The following is a 17,801-nucleotide window of genomic DNA, read 5'->3' as shown; positions in this document are numbered from 1 at the left end:
GCAATGCTTTTATAAAACAAGGCCGTCTGAAAACAACTTCAGACGGCCTTGTTTACTTAAAGTAGCCGTATCAACATGATTTCACTATAATTGCTGCGCCAATAAAAAAATAATCCAAACAATGAACAAACAAATCCGCCAAGAAATTTTCGAGCGTTTCCGCGCTGCCAATCCGCATCCGACTACCGAGTTGAATTTCAGCTCGCCGTTTGAGCTGCTTATTGCTGTTTTATTGTCTGCACAAGCGACTGATGTCGGTGTGAACAAAGCGACTGCCAAGCTCTTTCCCGTTGCCAATACACCGCAAGCCATATTGGATTTGGGGCTGGACGGCGTGATGGAATACACCAAAACCATAGGCCTCTACAAAACCAAATCCAAACACATCATGCAGACTTGCCGTATTTTGCTGGAAAAATACAATGGCGAAGTGCCTGCCGACCGCGAGGCTTTGGAATCTTTGCCCGGTGTCGGCCGGAAAACCGCCAACGTGGTATTGAATACTGCATTCGGGCAACCTGTTATGGCGGTCGATACCCATATTTTCCGTGTGGCCAACCGCACCAAAATCGCGCCGGGCAAGGATGTGCGTGAGGTTGAAGACAAGCTGATGCGCTTTATTCCCAAAGAATTTTTGATGGATGCCCATCATTGGTTGATTTTGCACGGCCGCTATACATGTAAGGCTTTGAAACCGCAATGCAGCAAATGTTTGATTAACGATTTGTGCGAATATCCGGCAAAAATGTAAATAAAAAAACATAAAAAAGGCCGTCTGAATTTCAGACGGCCTTTGATTTGGCTACGATTAGTCGGCAACTGCCATCAGGCTGGCGTTACCACCGGCAGCGGTAGTATTGATACTGCAAGAGATTTCTTCAAATACTTGCAGGATATCCAGACCTTGTTCAGAAGGCAGGATGCGGATGAGCGCACCGTCGCGGCCGGCCAACTCTTGTTTGCGCTCGCTGCTCAAAGGCTCGATAGCGGCAACATGGCTGATGCCTGCGTTTTCGGGTTTGCTGTTGACTTGCAACAAACCGTCCAAATCGGCTGAGTAGGAAGCCAGTGGGCTGTTTGGCTCAACAACGGTTTGGATGCCTGCGGCTGCCAGCTCGGTCAGGGCAGAGAAGGCTTGCAGCAGATTGCCGCCATGTACCCAAACACGTTCTGGAGAGCGCCAGCTCAATGAGTTGCGTTCGCCGGTCGGGCCGACCAATACGGTTTCGGCTTTGCGCAGGGTACGGACGCGTGCGTGACCCAAAGCTGCGGCTGCGGCTTTTTTCTCTTCTGCGTTAAACGGCAGTTTGTGAACCAGGGTTTCCAAACGTTTGAGCGCGTCTTCGTCTGCTTGGCCGATTCGGCTGAGGGTTGGGGCAACCCATTCAGGAGTACGAACCAGGCGTTGCAGATAGAATGAACCGCCTGCTTTTGGACCGGTACCGGACAAGCCGTGACCGCCGAAAGGTTGTACGCCGACAACAGCACCAACGATGTTGCGGTTAACGTAGATGTTACCAGCTTCGATGCGGTCGCGGATATGGTCAACAGTGCCTTCGATACGGCTGTGTACACCGCTGGTCAGAGCATAGCCTTTGGCGTTGATTTGGTCAATGAGTTGATCCAATTCGCTGGCGCGGTAGCGGACAACGTGCAGTACAGGACCGAACACTTCGCGTTGCAACTCGTTCAGGTTATTCAATTCAAACAGGATTGGACGAACGAAGGTAGAGTTGTTGTCATCAACGTCGGCGGCAGTTTTGATTTCGTGGTAAGCCTTTGCTACGCCTTTCATTTTGTTGATGTGGGCCAACAGGTTTTGTTGGGCTTCAGCATCGATGACAGGGCCAATGTCTGTGGTCAGTTGGGTCGGTTTGCCGACAACCAATTCGTCCATTGCACCTTTGATGATGTTGACCATTTTATCGGCAACATCTTCTTGAACACACAAGATACGCAGGGCGGAACAACGTTGGCCCGCGCTGTCGAAGGCAGAATTCAATACGTCGAGGCAGACTTGTTCCGGCAGGGCGGTAGAGTCCACGATCATCGCGTTTTGACCGCCGGTCTCGGCAATCAGGACAGGGCTGTCGTCGCGTTTGGACAGGGCTTTGTTGATCAGGCGCGCTACTTCGGTAGAACCGGTAAAGATCACGCCGCCGATGCGGGCATCGCCGGTCAGGGCAGAGCCGACATCGCCTGCGCCGAGTACGAGTTGCAGTGCAGAAGTCGGAATACCGGCTTGATGCATCAGGGAAACGGCGTAAGTAGCAATCAGGCTGGTTTGTTCGGCAGGTTTGGCAATAACGGTGTTACCGGCTGCCAATGCAGAAACCACTTCGCCGGTAAAGATGGCCAATGGGAAGTTCCATGGACTGATGGCAACGATTGCGCCGACGGCTTTGGCATCTTTAGGCAGGGTGTTCTCAGCTTCGTTGGCATAGTAGCGGCAGAAGTCAACGGCTTCGCGTACTTCGGCAACGGCGTTGTTCAGGGTTTTACCGGCTTCGCGGACGGCCAGCATCATCAATGCAGGCGTGTGTTGTTCCAACAAATCGGCAAAACGGCGCAGGCAGTTGGCGCGTTCTGAAGCAGGTTTGGCGCTCCACTCAGGCAGGGCGGCAACGGCTGCACCAATAGCTTCTTGAGCCAATGCCGCATCGGCAAAGCTGACAGTGCCGACAACATCGTTGTGGTCTGCAGGGTTGCGGACGGGTTGCGCTTCGCCCACGTTACGCGCTTCGCCATTAACGATAGACGCGGCGTGGAAGTCTTCGGAAGAAGCTTGGTTGAGTTTTTCTTGCAGGTTTTGCAATACGTTTTCGTTGCTGAAATCGACGCCTTGGGAGTTCAGACGGCCTTTGCCATACAAATCGCGCGGCAGAGGCAATGCCGGATGCAGGTGGATGCCTTGTTCGGCGATGGTGTCGAACGGGCTCTTAATCAGGCGGTCGATGCTGATGTTTTCGTCAACGATTTGGTTCACGAAAGAAGAGTTCGCCCCGTTTTCCAACAGACGGCGTACCAAGTAGGCAAGCAGGGTTTCGTGTGTGCCGACCGGGGCATACACGCGTACGCGACGGCCTAAGTTTTGCGGGCCGACCACTTGGTCGTACAGGGTTTCGCCCATGCCGTGCAGACATTGGTGTTCAAAGTCTTTGCCTTTACCCATTTGGTAGATTGCGCCCAAAGTGTAGGCGTTGTGGGTGGCAAATTGTGGGAACACGGCATCTTGCGCATCCAAGAGTTTGCGTGCGCAGGCGAGATAGGAGATGTCGGTATGGACTTTACGGGTGTAAGTCGGATAGCCTTCCATGCCGTCTACTTGAGCCCATTTCACTTCGCTGTCCCAGTATGCACCTTTAACCAAACGGATCATCAGTTTTTGGTTGTTGCGGCGTGCCAGGTCGATCAGATAGTCGATAACGAACGGGCAACGTTTTTGGTAGGCTTGAACAACGAAACCGATACCTTTGTAGCCGGCCAAGTCAGGATCGGAAACCAAAGCTTCCATCAAGTCCAAAGACAATTCGAGACGGTTGGCTTCTTCGGCATCGATGTTGATACCGATATCGTATTTTTTACCCAAAAGGAACAATTCTTTCAGGCGTGGCAACAATTCGCTCATAACGCGTTCGTGTTGGGCGCGTGAATAGCGTGGGTGGATGGCGGAAAGTTTAACGGAGATACCGTTGCCTTCGTAAACGCCTTGGCCTGCGGCATCTTTACCGATGGCGTGAATGGCTTGAACGTAGTCGTTGTAGTAGCGGTTGGCATCTTCTTCGGTGTATGCGGCTTCACCCAACATATCAAAAGAGAAGCGGTAACCCATTTTCTCGCGCTCTTTACCGTTTTGCAGCGCTTCTTCAATGGTTTGGCCGGTTACGAACTGTTTGCCCAACAGGCGCATGGCGTAGTTCACACCTTGACGGATCAGAGGTGCGCCACCTTTGCTGATCAGACGGCTTAATGCGGAACTCATCTGTTTGTCGTTTGTCGCGGTCAGTTTGCCGGTAATCAGCAGACCCCATGCAGCCGCGTTAACGAAGAGGGAAGGGCTATTGTTCAAGTGGCTTTTCCAGTTGCCTTCAGAGATTTTGTCGGCAATCAGGCGGTCACGGGTTGCATTATCCGGAATACGCAGCAGGGCTTCGGCCAGACACATCAGTGCAACACCTTCTTCACTGGAGAGAGAGAACTCGTGCATCAAGGCATCTACGCCGCTTGCTTTGGTGCGGCTGGAGCGGACTTGAGTAACCAAACGACGGGCAAGCTCGGAGGCGGCATTGCGTTCTTCGTCGGTCATCTGTGCACGTTGCAACATATCCTGAACGGCCTCGATTTCATCGCGGCGGTAGGCATCAGTTACAGCTTGACGCAGAGGAGTTTGTGTTGGAAAAGCGAAGTTAAACATTATTTATGTTCTCCAAAGGTTTTTTCATGGTTTCAGACGGCCTGAATTAAGACTGCTAAAACAAGCATTCTGAAGGATAGTAATATCGTAATAAAATTATGATGCGGATACAAGATGCATCCGCATAAATTGCTGTTTTTTCTGATAAGGCTCAGATTATTTTGAAACAGTTTATGTCGTAAAGACGGCCTGCACGGAATCATGCAGGCCGTCTGAAAACGTCTTATTTAGAGGCGCGGTATTCTGCGTCTGCTTTTTCGAAACGTTCTTGCAATTCGCGTGAAGGTTTTTTGTCGATCAGGGACACCAAAACAATCACGAGTGTGCAAATGATAAAGCCGGGGACGATTTCATAGACAGTAGCGAAACCTGTTTCTTGTGCGGCCAAAGCAGGTTTTTTGATCCACTCAGCCCAAACTACTACAGTCAGTGCACCTGCAATCATGCCGGAGAGTGCGCCGTAGGCAGTAATGCGTTTCCACAGTACAGACAGGATAACGACCGGGCCGAATGCGGCACCAAAGCCAGCCCATGCGTAAGCTACCAAGCCTAATACTTTGCTTTCAGGATCAGAAGCAATCAGGATGGAAATCACGGCAATCGCCAATACCATCAGACGGCCAATCCATACCAATTCAGCTTGTTGTGCTTTTTTACGCAGGAAGCCTTTATAGAAGTCTTCGGTAATCGCGCTGGAGCAAACCAACAATTGGCAAGACAGGGTAGACATTACGGCGGCGAGAATCGCGCTCAAGATGATACCGGCAATCCAAGGGTTGAAGAGCAGGGTAGCCAAAGCGATGAAGATACGTTCGTGGTTGCCGTTCATTTCATCAACGTGGGCAGGGTTGGCGCCGAAGTAAGCGATACCGAAGTAGCCGACAGCCACGGCACCGGCCATACACAGAACCATCCAGGTCATACCGATACGGCGTGCAGAAACCAGAGATTTAGCGCTTTCAGCAGCCATGAAACGGGCCAAAATGTGTGGTTGGCCGAAATAGCCCAAGCCCCAAGCGGCGGTAGAGATAATGCCGATGAAAGTAGTACCGGCAAACAGGCTGCCGTATTCTTTACCGGTAGAAGCGGCAACTTGTTGGATGGCAGCGTTCATTTGATCAGCACCGCCCAAACCCAAGTACACCATGACAGGAGTCAGTACCAATGCAAAAATCATCAAAGAAGCTTGCAGGGTATCGGTCCAGCTTACTGCCAAGAAACCGCCCAAGAAAGTGTAGGCGATGGTCGCGCCGGCACCCAGCCACATGGCTTGAGTGTAAGACATACCGTGGAACAGGCTTTGGAACAGGGTAGCACCGGCTACGATGCCTGAAGCACAGTAAATAGTGAAGAAGAACAAGATAATCAGTGCGGAAACCACTTTCATCAAGTGACCGCCGGCACCGAAGCGGTGGAAGAAGTAATCAGGAAGCGTCAGTGCGTTGTTGGCGTATTCGGTATGCACGCGCAAACGGCCTGCAACCAAGAGCCAGTTGAGGTATGCACCCACAATCAGACCAATGGCAATCCAAGCTTCATTCAAACCGCTCAGGTAAATGGCACCTGGCAAACCCATCAAAAGCCAACCTGACATATCGGAAGCACCGGCAGACATCGCGGTCACGAACGGACCTAAGCTGCGGCCGCCGAGAATGTAGTCGTCGAAGTTTCGTGTTGAAAAATAGGCGGCGAGGCCGATCAGTAATACGGCGACCAAATAGATCGCGAAAGTGATATACATGGGATTCATGTACTTATTCCTCATCTAACTTTTAAAACGGGTTTGAAATTGCAAGCAATTCATACCCAAACTTTTTTCTAATAAAAATACAGCTTAAAAATCCTGTTTTTTGCGAGAGAGACAGGATAAATTATTTTCAAATACAATAAAATACGAAATTTTAATGCATTAAATTGTAAATAATTTAAACCAGCATACCGTAAAAAGTCGCTTTTGCAAAGCGAAGAACTCAGCCTTTATTCGAAATTGATGCCGCCTTTTGGCTAAGTCATTTAAAAACATAAAAATATATAAATTTTTACCGATGATGACGAAGGAAAGTGTGTGAAACTATCTTTCCTGATGTTTTTTGGGGATTAAAGAGAAAAAGTAATTAAACGACTTGGACTTTCAGACGGCCTTGTGCAGAAACCCCGTATCTGTGTCGGGCAAATACGGGATTTTTAGAAAAAAAGACTACATTAAATAGAAAAATCGTCTTTTAGTAAGTGTTTGTAAGCAAAGAGATAAGAGGCTGCGACAAAGGATGACCCGCCCAGGACGTTGCCTAAGAAAACGGGAATCATATTGTAGAAAAATTGACCCCAGCTGACGTTTGCGCCCGCCCAAATGCCGGCCGGAATGATGAACATATTGGCAACAAAGTGTTGAAAGCCGATTAATACGAAGATCATAACAGGGAACCACATGGCTAAGATTCGTCCTGAAGTATGGCGTGCGCCGAAGTAAAACCAGATGCCCATACACACCATCCAGTTACATGCGATGGCAGAAACGAATGCGCGGCCGAAGTCCATATTGACTTTAGCTTCGGCAATGGCAATGGTTTTCGCTGCGGCCGGTCCTTCGGCAAGGCCAACGTAGTGGCCGAGGAAATAGGCCATGGCAACGGCGCCTGCCAGATTGCCCAAGCTGACAATGAGCCAGTTGCGTACCAGTTTGTAGGTGCTGACACGGCCGGTTAATCTGCCCAAAGCCATAATCATCATATTGCCTGTTGCCAACTCGCCGCCGCCGATTAAGATACAAATCAGTGCGATAGGGAACACGGATGCGCCCAACAGGGCGGCCAGACCGTTCCATTCGGCAGGAATGCCGCTGATGACGCGCAGGCAGGCAAGATAACCGAAGCCGACATAACCGCCGCCCAAGAAACTCAAAATCACCAACATCTTGATGCTGAATTCAGATTTGGCGCAACTTTTGCCGATGGCGTCCTGCAAAATTTCATGAGGGAACAGGTCTCGTGTGTCCATGAAGTTTCCTTAAGGTTAATATAAGAATAAAAATATCTTTCTTTATCATGCGGATGGCGAGTTTGCCTGAGAATATGGCAAACAGGAAATAACGGCTGATTGTAAGGATAGAAGCGTAGGTTATATATTGGCAGCCGATGTGTGAAAGGCCGTCTGAAAGCAATACTTTCAGACGGCCTTTAGATGGGGGAATGGGAATTATAAGCGCGTTACGCTTAAAACGCCTTTGATGTCGCCCAAGCTGGCTAATACGCGCGGCAGGTCGTTGACTTGGCGGACTTCAAGGGTAAAGCGCATACTGGCTTCCAAATCGCGCGATTGGGTTTGCACCGCGGTAACGTTGAGTTTATGACGCGCCAGCGCATCCGAAACGTCGCGCAGCAAACCGGAGCGGTCTTGAGCGCGGATTTCGACATCGACGGCAAATACTTGTCCTTCTTGCAAGGCTGCCCAGCTTGCATTCAACACTTTTTCCGGAGCCTGCTCGGCGAGGTGGCGGAAAGAAGGGCAGGTGCAGCGATGGACGGAAATACCGCGGTCGCGTGTAACGAAACCGATAATGTCGTCAGGAGGTGCTGGTTTGCAGCATTTGGCAAGCGTGGTCATCAGGCCGTCTTCGCCGTCAATCAAAATGCCATTTTTGCCGCCTTTTTTGATTTTGGACTGCTTGACGATATTGGTTTCATCAATCGGCACGGGAGGCGGTTCATTCAGCGCGCCGCAGGCTTTGTGGATGGCGCGGTTGGAAACTTCGCCCTGACCGATGGCCGTATAGAGTTCGTCGGTTTTTTTGAAGCCGAGTTTTTCCGCCAATGCTTGCAGATTGGGTTTTGGGAAGATTTTTGACAACTGTTTGTCCAATTGGGCGCGGCCTTCTTCGCGCACGGTATCTGCATTTTGCTGGCGGATATAGGCACGGATTTTGCTGATGGCGCGGTTGGATTTGACCCAGCCTTCGTAGAGCCAGTTGACGGAAGGATTTCCCTCTTTGGCGGTAATGATTTCAACGCGTTGTCCGTTTTCCAACGGCGTTGACAGCGGCACGATTTGTCCTTCGACTTTTGCGCCGCGGCAACGGTCGCCTACGCTGCTGTGCAGGGCATAGGCAAAGTCGATGGGGGTGGCGCCCGTAGGCAGGGAGAGGACTTTGCCGTGCGGAGTCAAAACATAAATCGTGTCGTTGAACAGCTCGGTTTTGAAAGCGGCGGCAAGGTCTTCTTTGCCGCTTTCGGCCATGTTTTCGCGCCAGTCCAAGAGTTGGCGCAACCAAGCGATTTTCTGTTCATAGGCGGAATCACCCTTGCCACCTTCTTTATAACGCCAGTGGGCGGCAACACCGAATTCGTTGAATTGGTGCATGTCGAAGGTGCGGATTTGGACTTCCACACCTTTGTCTTCCGGGCCGACGATGACAGTGTGCAAACTTTTATAGCCGTTGCCTTTTGGGTTGGCGATATAGTCGTCGAACTCGCCCGGAATCGGCTGCCAGAGGCTGTGGACAATGCCCAAGGTGGTGTAACACTCGGGAATGGTGTCCACCAAAATCCGTACGGCACGGATGTCGAACAGGCCGTCGAAAGTGAGCTTTTTCTTCACCATTTTTTTGTAAATGGAGTAGATGTGCTTCGGTCTTCCGGCAACTTCAAAATGAATATTGTATTTTTTCAGTTCCGTACGCAGGATATTGAGGAAGTTTTCGATGTATTCGAGGCGCTCGGTGCGTTTTTCGTCCAAAAGTAGGGCGATTTCGCGGTATTTTTCCGGCTCTTGATGACGGAAGCCCAAGTCTTCGAGCTGCCATTTGAGTTGCCACACGCCCAGGCGGTTGGCGAGCGGGGCAAAAATGTCGAGGGTTTCTTTGGCAACGGCGCGCTTTTCAGGATTGTCAGGAACGTTGCTTAAAAATTGCAGGGTGCGCGTACGCATCGCCAGTTTGATCAGGACGACGCGGATGTCGGTAACCATCGCCAACAGCATTTTACGCATGGTTTCGGCCTGTTGGCTGCGTTCTTCCGGCGTGGCAAGGCTATCCACGCGGGCGAATTGGGTCAGTTTCTGCACTTCGTCCACACCTTTGACCAGCTCGCAAACGGTGCTGTTGCAGCGTTCGGTAACCAATTCTTGCCAAGTGGGAACGTATTTGCCGATGTCGGACAAAATCGTAGCCGCCACGGCATCAGGCAAGAGGTCGAGTTCGCTGACGATTTGCATCGAGCCGAGAAAATGTTCCATTAATGGCTCGCCGTAAGTCGTTAGGGCATCGGCGGGGTAATGTTCTTTAGCTAAGTCAAAGGCCGTCTGAATCAGGTTTTTATCGGAATCGGGCAGCGCGGCAACATAGCCGTCGAACCAAGCGAGGAGGCCTTCCAGCGTTGCACTCGATGTTTGGGGCGTTTGGCGAATAGTGGTCATGGCGTGCGTTTTTTCTTTTTGATAAAAACGTTGCCATTGTAACAGTTTATTGCCGACAGCCCTAGATTTGTATGCGAATGTGGCACTATGTTTCAGGAAGCCTTGTTTCAGACGGCCTTGGGTGTTATGGTTAACCGTTTTGAAATTTTAAGGAGTATTTCGATGAAACTGTATATTTACGACCATTGCCCGTTTTGCGTTCGTGCAAGGATGATTTTCGGCTTGCGCGATGTGGCGGTGGAGGAAGTTGTCTTGGCTAACGATGACGAAACTACACCGATTGGCATGATTGGCTCAAAACAAGTGCCGATTCTGCAAAAAGAAGACGGTTCGTTTATGGGCGAGAGTTTGGATATTGTCCGTTACATCGATCAAGGCCGTCTGAAAGAAGAAGTTCGTCCAGAAGTACAGGCTTGGTTGGACAAAGTGGGTGAATACAATAACAAACTGGTACAGCCGCGCATGGTCAAAATTGGTTTGCCCGAATTTGAGACCGATGAAGCGAAAAAATACTTTATCGACAAAAAAGAGAAAAGTATCGGCAATTTCGAGACTAATCTGAATAAAACGGCACAATATCTGGAGCGTCTGCATCAAGACTTGGCAGAGCTGGAAGCGCTGGTGTGCGAAGGCGAAGGCTTGGGCGGTGAAATCAGTTTGGAAGATATCCTGACGTTCCCTATTTTGCGCAACCTGACCGTTGTGCGTGGTATCCAATGGCCGCAGAAATTGATGGATTATTTGTTGGCGATGAGCGAACGTTCCGGCGTGGCTTTGTATTTTGACCGCGCGTTGTGATGAATGTTTGAAACATAAAAAAGGCCGTCTGAAAGTTTTTTCAGACGGCCTTTGGGTTTAATAGGCAATCGTATCGGCAACCTGTGACAAACCGTTTTCCAACGATTCGAGCATGGCGGTATAGCCGTCGCCTTGTTGCGGCGTGATGGCGTTAAACGGTTTGCTGCGTCCGTCCGGCCATTGTGCATAACCGCTGATGGTGGTCTGCCCCTGATAGCTGCCTTGGAAGGCTTCGATATAGACTTTCAGGGTTTGGCTGCTTTGGCTACGTGAAGCAGGCACAAAGGTGCGATGCGGATTGAGGCGGTTGAGCTTGTTGCTGAGGTTTGCCGCCAATGCACCATCGAGCGGAGCCGCCCAAAGGTGGTTTTTCGCCAGATTCACATGATAGGCATCGGTTTGGTAAACGAGGCCGCCGTTGGCAAGCGGTTCGGCAAGGTTGACTTTGACCGCGATTTCGTTGCCTTGTGCAGCCGGACGGATGTACTGGCTGTCGGGTAGGACGAAATATTGTGTGCTTTGCGCAGTGCCGCAGGCGGCAAGCGTCAGGGCGGCGGCAATCGGGAAGAGGCGCATTATCGGCTTCCTTTCGGGATAGGGTCTTTGCTGCTGCTGTTAAAAATCAGCGCGTTGGGTTTTTCTTTCAAAGTATTAATCACGGGTTGAACGTCTTTTAAGGTTTTGTCCAAACTTTGCAGCGTATTTTGTACGTCGCCGTAGATAGGCGATTGAGGCGATACGCCTTGCAGGGTTTGACGCAACTCTTTCAGGGTTTGGTTCAACTCGTTCGGAATGTTTTGTGTCTGCGGTTTGCTGACCAGTTTGTCGATAGAGCTTAGGGCGGCATTGGCAGATTTGAGTGTGGACTTGAGTTCGGCAAGCGAACCGTTCAAGCCGGCAACGGTTTTATCCAATGGCAGATTGTTGAACTTATCTAACAAGTCGGCCACTTTTGCCTGCAAATCGTCCAAACCGCCGCCTTGGGTTGCGATAACGGTATCGCCTGCATAAACGGTATGCGGTCGCAGCTTAGGCGAGGCGGAAGGCTGATCGTTCAACTCAATCATTTTGCTGCCGGTCAGCAGGTTGTTACTGGAGATGGTGGCGGTCAGGCCTTTGTTTAGGGCCGTCTGAAATTGTTGTTTCCAATGTTCTTTACTTTGCTCGTCGGCATTGATTTCCAAACGGGAAGGCTCGATGCGGATACGCACGGGAATCCAACCGTTTTCAAATAAGTGCAGGCTGTCATTGCGGTCGAAATAAGGGACATCGGAAACCACGCCGACATTCAGGCCTTTGTATTCGACAGGCGAACCGGCAGTCAGGCCGCGTACGGATTGTTTGAAGAATGCAGTGTAATACAGCGAGCGGTCGTCAGGCAGATTGGCCACTTCGCTGCGGCTGTCATAAAGCGTGAAGCTGTCTTCGCTTTTGACGTTTTTGCTGTCGCTTGTTTTAGGCGAGTCAAAGGAAATCGCACCGGACAGCAGGGCAGGCAGAGGGGCGGAGTTAAGTTTGACACCGCTGCCTGTGGTTTCGATATTGATGCCACTTTCCAGCCAAAAACGGCTGGCGGAATTAATCAGTTTGTCGTTGGGGCTTTGGATGAAAATGGTGTAATGCACGCTTTGGTCGGACGGGTCGAAATGCGCGCTTTCTACTTGGCCGACCATAAAATTTTCATACAAAACCGGGCTGCTGACGTTGAGGATGCGGTCGTTTTTGCCGATCAAATTCAGGCGCAGGCCGCTTTGACCGATGGCGGCAATCGGTGGAATGTCTTGGACGACAAATACATCTTTGGTTTCTTGGCTTTTGCCTGGTGTGAATGCGATATATGAGCCGGAAAGTAAGGTTCCCAAGCCGGTAACGCCGCTTTGGTCGATACGTGGTTTGACCACCCAAAATTGGGTATCGCTGCGGATAAGGTCTTTGGCATCGGCGCTGAGCTGTGCAGTGACTTCCACGCCTTTTTGGTCGTCGCGCAATTTGATGCGGGTAACGTGTCCGACATCGACGTTCAACACTTTAATAATGGTGTTGTTGACTTCGATGCCTTCGGCACTGTCCATCAACAGCGTAACGACAGGGCCGCGGTTGCGGATGTCTTTAACCAAAAGCCAGCCGCCGGCAATCAGCGCAATCAGCGGAATCAGCCACACGATAGACGTGAAGACATTGGTTTTCTTGACACGCGCCGGGGCGTGATAATTGGGTGAAGAATCGTGTTTTTTCATTGTTTTAAGGTCTGCTCAGAATCAAGGCCGTCTGAAAGCTGCTGTTGCTTGTCCCAAATCAGACGGGGATCGAAATAATAGGCCGAAAGCATGGTCAAAATAACAACCAGGCAGAAGTAAATCGCCGCACCACCCGGCACGACGCGCGCCATATTGGTGTGGAACGAACTCATCAAAATAATAATCACAAAAATATCAATCATCGACCAGCGGCCGATGGATTCGGTGATCCGATACAAAACCGACATCTTTTCCGCGCTCATCACGGGTTTGAAGTATGCGGAATAAATCAAAACCGCCATCGCAATAATCTTCAAAACCGGCACCATAATACTGGCACTAAAGATAATCACGGCAATCAACCGATCGCCATCGTCCCACATATAAACAATGCCGTTGAAAATCGTGTTGATCTCCAAAGCCGTCGGATTGGACGAAATCATAATCGGCAGGATGTTGGCAGGGAAATACAGGATAAACGCCGCCATTAAAAACGCCAGCGAAATGCTCAGACTTTTCGGGCGGCGGCGGTATAAGTCTGCACCGCATACGCCGCAAGGTTGCTCGTTTTTATTGCGGAAATACAGGCAGCGGCTGCAACAGATTTTGTCTTCAGTGGCCGTCTGAACCGCATGGCCGCCGGTTAAACGGTGAATCTTATAATAAACCCAATGCTGCGGAATCGATACCGAAGTCCGAATCAGCATGACCGACAACGGAAACATCAGGTAAAACGCCGAGCCGAACTCTACTGTAGCAACGGACGAGAGCTTGATATACGCCACCAAAGTGGAAATGAAAAACACATCCACCATGATCCAATGACGTAACCGCACCAATACACGCGTCGCAAAGCGCAGCGCAGGGTAGGCCTTTTCGCGTATCAAAGCCGTATAAACATACAGGCAGAGCAGTAAAAACAGTAAAGGCGCGCCGAAGGTGAGGATAAACATCACTTCCGCCAGAAAACCATAATCCAGCGAAATCAAAAGCCGCATCATTTGCGGCAACGACAAAATCGATGTCACGCCGAACAAATCCACACGGATATACACCATATTGTAGGCGAAAGCCATCAGAATCAAGGTTGTCAGCGCATAGGCAATCGGCGCGATATACGGATTGTTTTCTACTTCCACAATTTCATGGTTGCATACCGGACAATGCGCTTCCTGTCCCTGACGCAGGCGCGGAATATCCATACGGCAGCCGCAATCCGGGCATTCCACCGTATGTGCAGGCAGCGTCGCATCAGGAAGATAAGACTTGTAGCGCCACCAACGATGGTAGGCAGGAATCCGTTTCATGGTTCGGCAGGGGATAAAGAAGGTGCAAAGAGTGTCGCATTATAAAGGAAAACAGAAGGATAGCTCAAATTTAGGTCGATATTTGATTGAATGGCAGCTGCTTAATAAGGTTTGGGCCGTCTGAAAAGTTTGAAAAGGGTTTAGAAGGTTATTGCTATGGACCGTTAAATTTTATTAATAGGTCTTAGTTTGGTTTATTGCCATTAGGATAAAAATAATATATATTTTCATTCCTTAAAAACACGATGAGCCTTGTAGATCTGTGGAAGGTACGCGGTCAACGAATCTGAAGCAGGTTAAAAGTTATCTTCTTTGTTTTTAAAACGATTCTTTTCAAATTAGACGGTATTTTTAACTATAAAGGCCGTCTGAAACCATTAGTCTCTTAATTCAAAGGAAACATCATGAGTGAAACACAAGAGCTGACTTTCGCCAAACGCTTGAAAGAGCAAACCACGACAACGCACGACAGTGTTGATAACTTGGTTATGTCCGTTCAGCCTTTTTCCAGCAAAGAAAACTACATCAAATTCTTGAAACTTCAATCTGTTTTCCATAAGGCCGTCGATCACATCTATAAAGATGCCGAATTGAACAAAGCCATTCCAGAGCTTGAATACATGGCGCGTTACGATGCCGTGACTCAAGACTTGAAAGACTTGGGCGAAGAGCCTTACAAATTTGACAAAGAATTGCCACACGAAACCGGCAATAAAGCCATCGGCTGGCTGTATTGCGCCGAAGGTTCTAATTTGGGCGCGGCATTCTTGTTCAAACACGCTCAAAAACTCGAATACAACGGCGAATTCGGCGCACGCCACCTGGCCCCTCATCCGAACGGCCGCGGCAAACACTGGCGCGCTTTTGTCGAGCATCTGAACGCTTTGAACTTGACTCCGGAAGCTGAAGCGGAAGCCATTCAAGGCGCGCGCGAAGCTTTTGAATTCTATAAAGTGATTCTGCGTGAAACCTTCGGTTTGCCGGAAGGTGCGGAAGCGCCTGAAGGTATGACGCCGCACAGACTCTAAAAAATAATTAAATCAAACAGACAAGGTCTCGGCATAGATGTTTGCAGGGGCCTTTAATTACACAACAAAGTTTTGTTTGAACGGGTTGCTGTCTTATTAATCATTAATGATTATCAGAAATTTTTTATGCATTAACTGATGGATGAACAATCCATTACATCTTGAGTTGATAATATGAAACCATTACAAATGCTCCCTATTGCCGCGCTGGTCGGCAGTATTTTTGGCACCCCGGTCTTGGCAGCAGATGAAGCTGCAACTGAAACCACACCCGTTAAAGCAGAGATAAAAGAAGTCCGCGTTAAAGGTCAGCGCAATGCGCCTGCAGCCGTGGAACGTGTCAACCTTGGCCGTATCCAACAAGAAATGGTACGTGACAACAAAGACTTGGTACGTTATTCCACCGACGTTGGCTTGAGCGACAGTGGCCGCCATCAAAAAGGCTTTGCCGTACGCGGCGTGGAAGGCAACCGTGTCGGCGTCAGCATTGACGGCGTAAACCTGCCTGATTCTGAAGAAAACTCGCTGTATGCCCGTTATGGCAACTTCAACAGCTCGCGTCTGTCTATCGACCCCGAACTCGTGCGCAACATCGAAATCGTGAAGGGCGCAGACTCTTTCAATACCGGTAGCGGTGCATTGGGTGGCGGCGTGAATTACCAAACCCTGCAAGGTCATGATTTGCTGTTGCCTGAGCGTCAGTTTGGCGTGATGATGAAAAACGGTTACAGCAGCCGCAACCGCGAATGGACAAATACACTCGGTTTCGGCGTGAGCAACGACCGCGTGGATGCTGCTTTGCTGTATTCGCAACGTCGCGGTCATGAGACCGAAAGTGCGGGTGAGCGTGGCTATCCGGTAGAGGGTGCCGGAAGCGGAGCGAATATCCGTGGTTCTGCGCGCGGTATTCCTGATCCGTCCAAACATAAATACCACAGCTTCTTGGGTAAGATTGCTTATCAAATCAACGACAACCACCGTATCGGAGCATCGCTCAACGGTCAGCAGGGCCACAATTACACGACTGAAGAGTCTTATAACCTGACCGCTTCTTCTTGGCGCGAAGCCGACGATGTCAACAGACGGCGCAATGCTAACCTGTTTTACGAATGGACGCCTGATTCAAATTGGTTGTCGTTGTTGAAGGTGGACTTCGATTATCAGAAAACCAAAGTGGCGGCAGTTAACTACAAAGGCTCGTTCCCGATGGATTATTCCACCTGGACGCGCAACTACAACCAGAAGGATTTGGACGAAATCTACAACCGCAGCATGGATACAACCTTCAAACGCATTACGCTGCGTATGGACAGCCAGCCGTTGCAACTGGGCGGGCAACACCGCCTGTCGTTTAAAACATTTGCCAGCCAACGTGAGTTTGAAAACTTAAACCGCGACGATTACTACTTCAGCGGCCGTATTTTGCGCACGACCAGCTCGATTCAACACCCTGTGAAAACCACCAACTACGGTTTCTCTCTGTCTGACCAAATCCAATGGAACGACGTGTTCAGCAGCCGCGCAGGTATCCGTTACGACTACACCAAAATGACGCCGCAGCAACTGAATGCCGAGTGTCATGCTTGTGACAAAACACCACCTGCAGCCAACACTTATAAAGGCTGGAGCGGTTTTGTCGGCTTGGCTGCACAGCTGAGTCAGACATGGCGTTTGGGTTACGATGTAACTTCCGGTTTCCGCGTGCCGAATGCGTCTGAAGTGTATTTCACTTACAACCACGGCTCAGGTACCTGGTTGCCTAATCCGAACCTGAAAGCCGAGCGCAGCACCACCCATACCCTTTCTCTGCAAGGCCGCAGCGAAAAAGGCACTTTGGATGCCAACCTGTATCAAAGCAATTACCGCAACTTCCTGTCTGAAGAGCAGAAGCTGACCACCAGCGGCGATGTCGGCTGTACTCAGATGAATTACTACTATGGTATTTGCAGCGATCCTTATTCCGAAAAACTGGAATGGCAGATGCAAAACATCGACAAGGCCCGAATCCGTGGTCTTGAGCTGACAGGCCGTCTGAATTTAGGTCAAGTGGTTTCTTTTGTACCTGAAGGCTGGAAATTGTTTGGTTCTGTCGGTTACGCGAAGAGCAAACTGTCAGGCAACAACAGCCTGCTGTCCACTCAGCCGCTGAAAGTGATTGCCGGTGTCGATTACGAAAGCCCGAGCGAAAAATGGGGTGTGTTCTCCCGCTTGACCTATCTGGGAGCGAAAAAGGCCAAAGACGCTCAATATACCGTGTTTGAAAACACTGGTTGGGGTACGCCTTTGCAAGAAAAAGTAGTAGATTACCCATGGCTGAACAAATCGGCTTATGTGTTTGATATGTACGGCTTCTACAAACCGGCTAAAAACCTGACTTTGCGTGCCGGTGTGTACAATATGTTCAACCGCAAATACACCACTTGGGACTCCCTGCGCGGCCTGTACAGCTACAGCACAACCAACGGGGTTGACCGCGATGGCAAAGGCTTAGACCGCTACCGCGCCCCAGGCCGCAATTACGCTGTATCGCTGGAATGGAAATTCTAAGCAGTTAACGGATAGCCAAAGGCCGTCTGAAAGTTTTGATGACTTTCAGACGGCCTTTTTT

Annotated in this window: 11 protein-coding genes; 4 read left to right on the top strand and 7 right to left on the bottom strand. The window is 50.0% G+C overall.

What is annotated here, in order from left to right:
- The first annotated feature begins 121 nt into the window (after positions 1-121).
- Positions 122-751 carry an endonuclease III gene (nth, locus tag HMPREF2871_RS07265; protein ID WP_049336266.1) on the top strand — a complete coding sequence of 210 codons (630 nt, stop codon included), beginning with the start codon at positions 122-124 and terminating at the stop codon, positions 749-751.
- Between the two features lie 57 nt (positions 752-808).
- Here nth and putA read toward each other — a convergent pair whose 3' ends face one another.
- The 4 genes from putA to HMPREF2871_RS07245 form a co-directional block, all read right to left on the bottom strand.
- Entirely contained in the window at positions 809-4,414 is a 3,606-nt protein-coding gene (gene putA / locus HMPREF2871_RS07260; protein WP_049344640.1) for a bifunctional proline dehydrogenase/L-glutamate gamma-semialdehyde dehydrogenase PutA, read from the bottom strand.
- A gap of 223 nt (positions 4,415-4,637) precedes the next feature.
- Positions 4,638-6,164: a sodium/proline symporter PutP gene (gene putP / locus HMPREF2871_RS07255; protein WP_049336262.1), complete on the bottom strand. Its 1,527-nt coding sequence runs from the start codon at positions 6,162-6,164 to the stop codon at positions 4,638-4,640.
- Between the two features lie 452 nt (positions 6,165-6,616).
- Positions 6,617-7,411, bottom strand: a complete 795-nt coding sequence (locus HMPREF2871_RS07250; RefSeq protein WP_004520655.1) for a formate/nitrite transporter family protein — start codon at positions 7,409-7,411, stop codon at positions 6,617-6,619.
- A gap of 198 nt (positions 7,412-7,609) precedes the next feature.
- Positions 7,610-9,823 carry a RelA/SpoT family protein gene (locus tag HMPREF2871_RS07245; RefSeq protein WP_004520657.1) on the bottom strand — a complete coding sequence of 738 codons (2,214 nt, stop codon included), beginning with the start codon at positions 9,821-9,823 and terminating at the stop codon, positions 7,610-7,612.
- 87 nt (positions 9,824-9,910) lie between these two features.
- Between HMPREF2871_RS07245 and HMPREF2871_RS07240 the strand changes: the two genes are divergently transcribed.
- Positions 9,911-10,621, top strand: coding sequence for a GrxB family glutaredoxin (locus HMPREF2871_RS07240; protein WP_004520658.1), 711 nt, complete (start codon positions 9,911-9,913; stop codon positions 10,619-10,621).
- 57 nt (positions 10,622-10,678) lie between these two features.
- Here HMPREF2871_RS07240 and HMPREF2871_RS07235 read toward each other — a convergent pair whose 3' ends face one another.
- The 3 genes from HMPREF2871_RS07235 to HMPREF2871_RS07225 are packed head-to-tail and all read right to left on the bottom strand — an operon-like array spanning position 10,679 to position 14,165.
- Entirely contained in the window at positions 10,679-11,197 is a 519-nt protein-coding gene (locus HMPREF2871_RS07235; RefSeq protein ID WP_004520659.1) for a PqiC family protein, read from the bottom strand.
- Complete coding sequence (pqiB, locus tag HMPREF2871_RS07230) at positions 11,197-12,858, bottom strand: intermembrane transport protein PqiB (protein WP_049344638.1); 1,662 nt, start codon at positions 12,856-12,858, stop codon at positions 11,197-11,199. The genes HMPREF2871_RS07235 and pqiB overlap by 1 nt, the downstream gene beginning before the upstream one ends.
- Positions 12,855-14,165, bottom strand: coding sequence for a paraquat-inducible protein A (locus HMPREF2871_RS07225; RefSeq protein WP_079453990.1), 1,311 nt, complete (start codon positions 14,163-14,165; stop codon positions 12,855-12,857). The genes pqiB and HMPREF2871_RS07225 overlap by 4 nt, the downstream gene beginning before the upstream one ends.
- A gap of 404 nt (positions 14,166-14,569) precedes the next feature.
- Here HMPREF2871_RS07225 and HMPREF2871_RS07220 point away from each other — a divergent pair, with 404 nt between their 5' ends.
- Positions 14,570-15,193 (top strand): biliverdin-producing heme oxygenase, encoded by a 624-nt coding sequence (locus HMPREF2871_RS07220; RefSeq protein ID WP_049344636.1) that lies wholly within the window; start codon positions 14,570-14,572, stop codon positions 15,191-15,193.
- A gap of 174 nt (positions 15,194-15,367) precedes the next feature.
- Positions 15,368-17,740: a TonB-dependent hemoglobin/transferrin/lactoferrin family receptor gene (locus tag HMPREF2871_RS07215; protein WP_049344635.1), complete on the top strand. Its 2,373-nt coding sequence runs from the start codon at positions 15,368-15,370 to the stop codon at positions 17,738-17,740.
- Positions 17,741-17,801 lie beyond the last annotated feature (61 nt).

Source organism: Neisseria sp. HMSC067G12, assembly GCF_001812725.1.
GTDB lineage: Bacteria > Pseudomonadota > Gammaproteobacteria > Burkholderiales > Neisseriaceae > Neisseria > Neisseria perflava.
This window is presented reverse-complemented; position numbering and strand designations above follow the sequence as displayed.

Excerpts from the sequence above, each read along its gene's own strand:
- nth (WP_049336266.1), top strand. The coding sequence starts at position 122 with ATGAACAAACAAATCCGCCAAGAAATTTTCGAGCGTTTCCGCGCTGCC.
- putA (WP_049344640.1), bottom strand. The coding sequence starts at position 4,414 with ATGTTTAACTTCGCTTTTCCAACACAAACTCCTCTGCGTCAAGCTGTA.
- putP (WP_049336262.1), bottom strand. The coding sequence starts at position 6,164 with ATGAATCCCATGTATATCACTTTCGCGATCTATTTGGTCGCCGTATTA.
- HMPREF2871_RS07250 (WP_004520655.1), bottom strand. The coding sequence starts at position 7,411 with ATGGACACACGAGACCTGTTCCCTCATGAAATTTTGCAGGACGCCATC.
- HMPREF2871_RS07245 (WP_004520657.1), bottom strand. The coding sequence starts at position 9,823 with ATGACCACTATTCGCCAAACGCCCCAAACATCGAGTGCAACGCTGGAA.
- HMPREF2871_RS07240 (WP_004520658.1), top strand. The coding sequence starts at position 9,911 with ATGTTTCAGGAAGCCTTGTTTCAGACGGCCTTGGGTGTTATGGTTAAC.
- HMPREF2871_RS07235 (WP_004520659.1), bottom strand. The coding sequence starts at position 11,197 with ATGCGCCTCTTCCCGATTGCCGCCGCCCTGACGCTTGCCGCCTGCGGC.
- pqiB (WP_049344638.1), bottom strand. The coding sequence starts at position 12,858 with ATGAAAAAACACGATTCTTCACCCAATTATCACGCCCCGGCGCGTGTC.
- HMPREF2871_RS07225 (WP_079453990.1), bottom strand. The coding sequence starts at position 14,165 with ATGAAACGGATTCCTGCCTACCATCGTTGGTGGCGCTACAAGTCTTAT.
- HMPREF2871_RS07220 (WP_049344636.1), top strand. The coding sequence starts at position 14,570 with ATGAGTGAAACACAAGAGCTGACTTTCGCCAAACGCTTGAAAGAGCAA.
- HMPREF2871_RS07215 (WP_049344635.1), top strand. The coding sequence starts at position 15,368 with ATGAAACCATTACAAATGCTCCCTATTGCCGCGCTGGTCGGCAGTATT.